Source organism: Bacillus sp. JJ722 (assembly GCF_036963345.1).
Taxonomy (GTDB): Bacteria; Bacillota; Bacilli; order Bacillales; family DSM-1321; genus Bacillus_AD.
Window position 1 is genome coordinate 1 of the sequence record NZ_JBALMO010000223.1, and the last position, 4855, is coordinate 4855.

At 34.2% G+C, this 4855-nt stretch carries 4 protein-coding genes; all 4 read right to left on the reverse strand.

Features of this window, described 5'->3' with window-relative positions; translation table 11 throughout:
- Window positions 1-114: 114 nt before the first annotated feature.
- The 4 genes from V7014_RS21830 to V7014_RS21845 all read right to left on the reverse strand — a co-directional run bounded on the left by V7014_RS21830 (window position 115) and on the right by V7014_RS21845 (window position 4596).
- The gene (locus tag V7014_RS21830) at window positions 115-933 is read right to left on the reverse strand and encodes a methyl-accepting chemotaxis protein (RefSeq protein ID WP_438824959.1); all 819 of its coding nucleotides are present in this window, start codon (window positions 931-933) and stop codon (window positions 115-117) included.
- 82 nt (window positions 934-1015) lie between these two features.
- On the reverse strand, window positions 1016-2473 hold the full coding sequence (locus V7014_RS21835; RefSeq protein WP_335510287.1) for an aldehyde dehydrogenase family protein: 1458 nt from the start codon (window positions 2471-2473) through the stop codon (window positions 1016-1018).
- Window positions 2474-2775: 302 nt separating this feature from the next.
- Window positions 2776-3279: a GNAT family N-acetyltransferase gene (locus V7014_RS21840; protein ID WP_335510290.1), complete on the reverse strand. Its 504-nt coding sequence runs from the start codon at window positions 3277-3279 to the stop codon at window positions 2776-2778.
- A gap of 219 nt (window positions 3280-3498) precedes the next feature.
- Window positions 3499-4596 carry an AI-2E family transporter gene (locus V7014_RS21845; RefSeq protein ID WP_335510292.1) on the reverse strand — a complete coding sequence of 366 codons (1098 nt, stop codon included), beginning with the start codon at window positions 4594-4596 and terminating at the stop codon, window positions 3499-3501.
- Window positions 4597-4855 lie beyond the last annotated feature (259 nt).

Genomic DNA, 4855 nt, shown 5'->3' on the forward strand with positions numbered 1-4855 from the left:
CCTTTATCTCAGTCGGATGGCTCCAGTCCATACGGAGCAAAACGGGGCGCTTCCGCTTTTCTTAATGCTCTAGTGAAAGCAATAATCCCATAACGGTTACGGTAATATGGATTATTAACCTTTTGACCCACTCTTTTCTAGTAGCTGACTACCTGCCATATTAGATAATTGTTGAGCGTTTTTACTAATTTCCAAGACAGTAGCAGAAATTTCTTCAATGGCTGCTGCTTGGTTATTTGTGAATTCATTAATACCAGAAAATGCGATATTTAGATTTTGAATTGCAGTTTGCATGCTTTTTGTAATTTCATCAATCTGCGAAACATTTTCTTTTGAGTTTGTTGCTAGTTTTCTAATTTCATCTGCAACAACAGAAAAACCTCGTCCAGCTTCACCAGCTCTTGCAGCTTCAATGGCTGCATTTAAACCAAGCAGGTTACTTTGATCAGAAACGCCTTTTACAACCGTTGAGATTTGACCTATTTGATCTGCCCCGGAACTTACTTCTTTCATATGTCCAGAAATATCGGAAACTCGGTCAGCTAGAGTAGTTACGGAATCTGTGATTTCTTCTAAAGATGAAGCGGTTTCTTCTACGATTGCAGATAAGCTATCTGCTACTTCATATAGTAAATTTGCTTTTTCTACACTAGTTCCTATACCAATTCCGCCGACTACTTTTCCGTGTTGATCATGTAAAGGAATAGCTTTAGCAATCAGTGGAAATCCGAATAATTCTTTTGGAACAGTAGCTGTTTTCTCACAGTTATTTCTTATTGCATCCGTAATGATGTCACCTTCTGCCAGCGGATCTCCTGGTTTTACATTTAATGAGAATGTTTTACCAGGATAATTGATAATTAGTTTTTCAGTATCATAAATACCAATAGTAATATCATCAAGAACCAGCTTTTGAAGCAGTGGTGCCACCATTAAAAACGCATCGATTATTTCTGGTCTTTGATCTACTCTTTCCTCTGTTTTATTCACTATTTTCACTAGCACCTTTCAAGTATTAGTATGGGAAATTACGTTGTCCGTAATTAACTGAAATCCATTTTAAAGTCGTAAATTCTTCTAGACTCCATTGACCATTCATTCTTCCTAAACCTGATTGATTCTCTCCACCAAATGCAACGATTGGTTCATCGTTAATTGAAATATCGTTAACGTGGATCATACCTGTATGTATCTTCTTAGCGATTTCAACTCCACGCTCAAGATTAGCTGTATGAATAGCACCACTCAGTCCAAATCTTGTATCATTAGCAATTGTAATTGCTTCTTCTTCTGTTTCAAACGGGATAACACAGACAACAGGACCGAATAGCTCTTCTTGTGCTAAAATCATCTCTGGCTTAACATCTGTAAGAATTATAGGTTCAACCATATTTCCTACAATTTTACCGTCAAGCGCAGCTTTTGCGCCTTGTTCGATTCCTTTTTCAATTATGTTTTGAAGATTAACAGCTGCTCTTTCATTCATGACAGGACCAATAACAGTTTCAGGATTTTTCGGATCTCCTACTTTAAGAGAAGCTACTTTATCTGTGTATTTAGCTAGAAACTCTTCATAAATTCCTTTTTGAACAAGAACACGGTTAGAAGACATGCAAATTTGTCCTTGGTGCGTAAAACGACTAAACGTAGCTGCTTTAACTGCATAGTCAATATCTGCATCATCCATCACGATAAATGCACTGTTTCCACCTAATTCTAATAATGGCTTCTTGAAGTTTTTAATAGCTACTTGTCCAATATGGCTACCGACTTTAGTTGAACCAGTAAATGATATTACTCTAGGGATTGGATGTTCAACTAGTGCATCACCAATTTCAGCAATATCCGTAACGACAACATTTAATAGTCCTTGAGGAAGTCCAGCTTCTTCGAATATTTTTGCAATAAGTGTTCCACCAGTTACCGGTGTCTCTTCATGAGGCTTTAGAACTACGCCGTTTCCAGCTCCTAATGCAGGTGCTACTGATTTCATTGATAAAAAGAATGGGAAGTTAAAAGGACTAATTACGCTAACAACCCCAACTGGAAAGCGATATAATCGATTTTCTTTGCCATCCTCTACAGAAGGTAAGATTTTACCTTCCATTCGTAATGGAAACGTTGCTGCTTCTTTGACGATGTTCTTTACTAAACCGATTTCAAAATGTGCTTTTAATGCTGTTCCACCCAATTCATCAATAATAATGTTGACGATTTCTTCTTCATGTTGCTCTATGTACTGCGCAGCTTTTTCAAGAATATCTCTTTTTTTATAAGGATTAACCTTATCCCATTCATTCTTTGCATTTAATGAAGATTGATATGCCAAATCTACATCAGCGACATTGGCTAATTTAAATTCTGTTAAAACTTCACCATTGTAAGGATTGACATCCTTAATCGTTCTTTCGCTTTGTCCATCTCTCCAAACTCCGCCAATAAATTGCTTATTTAATGATTGAATAGTTAACATTTTATCCTCTCCTTGTTTACTGTGAAGTAATACCTACAACGATTGAATCGGTAAAACCCAACAAATATTAACTTCTTTTTAAAATTTGTAAAATTCAGAATTGAATTCTGGTACATTGATAAAGGTGTGAAAAAATAAAAAGAGAGGTATTTAAGCCGTAATATATCAATATGGTCCTTAAAATTATTCTTAGATGTTAGGTATACAAGTGATGAGATAAATAATTTAATATTACTTAAAAGAAGAATGTTCCTTGTATATATCGGAACATTCTTTTGTTTTTTAGTAGGAAATATTATTCATTAATTAATTCTTTTTCCTAGAATGATAAGGTCTCTTTCAATCCCATCTAGTTCTGCTGCTTTTGGTAAATGTGCCCATTGTTCGAAGTCGAAGCGTTTAAACAATCGGAGGCTTGGTTCATTATGGGCAAAGATGAAGCCAAGTATCGTTTTAATCTTCAATGTCGGACAAGCATCGATGGCTTTTTGCAACATTGCTTTACCTAGACCTTTCCCTCGAAAGTCTTCATGTATATATATACTTATTTCGGCTGTTCCATTATAAGCCGGTCTTCCATAGAAAGACTGAAAGCTAATCCAACCACATATTTCTCCTTCATACTTTACTAACCAGAGAGGTCTATGGGAAGGTGAGTGTTCGTGAAACCAATTTTCACGACTTTGTACAGACACAGGTTCAGTGTCCGCTGTCACCATCCTTGAAGAAATAGTTGAATTATAGATTTCTACAATAATTGGCAAATCATTTAGTGTTGCATTTGTTACAGTAATTTCTGTTGCCATCACTTTTTCGCATCCTTTAGTTATATTTCTATTATCTTTTTAAAATAAATTTTAATAAGATTAACCAATTTTTCTTTTGAAATCAATTAATAAATGCGATTTAAGGAGGAGAAGGCCATACGGCTCACTATAAAAAATAGGTTATCCTGAAAGTAGCAAAAATTATACTTTCAAGATAACCTTGTTTAGTCAATCAATGGGAGATTTCCCTTTATTGAGTTAAGTCTCTATTGTGGCTCGTTTCCTAGCATTGTTGAATTTGACAATACTAACGACAATTGTTTTTGACACGGCATAGGCCGGAACAGCTAGTACCATTCCTAGGACGCCTGCAATATTTCCAGCTACAAGGAGCAAAATAATAACGGTTGCTGGATGTATATCTAAGCTTTTTCCGAGAATAAGTGGAGATAATAAGTTTCCTTCAAGTTGTTGAGCAATAACTATTACAACGATAACAAGGAATACCTGAAGTGGTGAATCAAATAGTGCAATGATTACAGCAGGTGCTCCACCGAGAAATGGTCCAACATAAGGAATAATATTTGTTACAGCTACAATTAAAGCCATTAGTAATGCATAGGGTACATCAATAATTAAATAGCCAATAAATGTAAGAAATCCAACGAAACATGCTACAGTTACTTGGCCATTAATATATGCAGAAAGTGTATTTCCTACATCTTTAAAAATGACTAATCCCTCTTTACGATAGTTCGTTGGGATAAAATTAGAAAGAGAATCAGGTAGTTTATGCCCGTCTTTAAACATATAAAACAATATGATTGGAACGGTTACTATTGTAATGGTTGCATTTGTAACGAATCCAAAAACACCAATAGCACTATTTGTAATCGTATTCGGTAGAGTGTTTAAAAGTTCAGTTAGCTTATTTTGAATCGTATCAAATGGAATATAATCATTAGCAAGAAAAGTCTTCAGTTCTTTTGAGTGAGCCAATTCATTGATAAATACTTCAAGTTGCTTACCGTATGTTGGTAAGTCATTTATAAAAGAAGTGATCTGTTTGGTTATGATTGGTACGACATTGGCTATGCTGAATCCTATTGCTGCAAAGATAATGACGTATAGCAATAATATGGAGAAACCTCGATTTAACTTTAATTTTCTTTGAAATAGCTTTACTACAGGATTAAAGATAAAAAATAAGAAACCTGATATTAGTATGGGCATAAATAACGTTGAAAAGAAAATCCCAATTGGCTCTAACAAAAAAGATAATTTAGTACATAAATAAGCAATAGTTAAAATGATAAGAATTTGAATGGTCCAATTCTTAAATTTATTATTTGACAATCCACTTTCACCTCTATTTTCATTAAGATGCTCTACTGTATATTACGTCTGAAAACTAAGTATGGTTTCGTTTTCTGTAAATTAGCATTATGCATTCTTTAATAGTATAAGCTTGCTACTAGAAAGAATCGAGTAGCCATAAATCAGTAATCTACTATATTGTCCAAATCAACTATTTAAGTTAATCATAGACATATTAATTATTATAGACAAGATAATGAGATTATAGTTAATTTAAAAACTTTATTTTAACATAATT

Excerpts from the sequence above, each read along its gene's own strand:
- V7014_RS21830 (WP_438824959.1), bottom strand. The coding sequence starts at position 933 with ATGGTGGCACCACTGCTTCAAAAGCTGGTTCTTGATGATATTACTATT.
- V7014_RS21835 (WP_335510287.1), bottom strand. The coding sequence starts at position 2,473 with ATGTTAACTATTCAATCATTAAATAAGCAATTTATTGGCGGAGTTTGG.
- V7014_RS21840 (WP_335510290.1), bottom strand. The coding sequence starts at position 3,279 with ATGGCAACAGAAATTACTGTAACAAATGCAACACTAAATGATTTGCCA.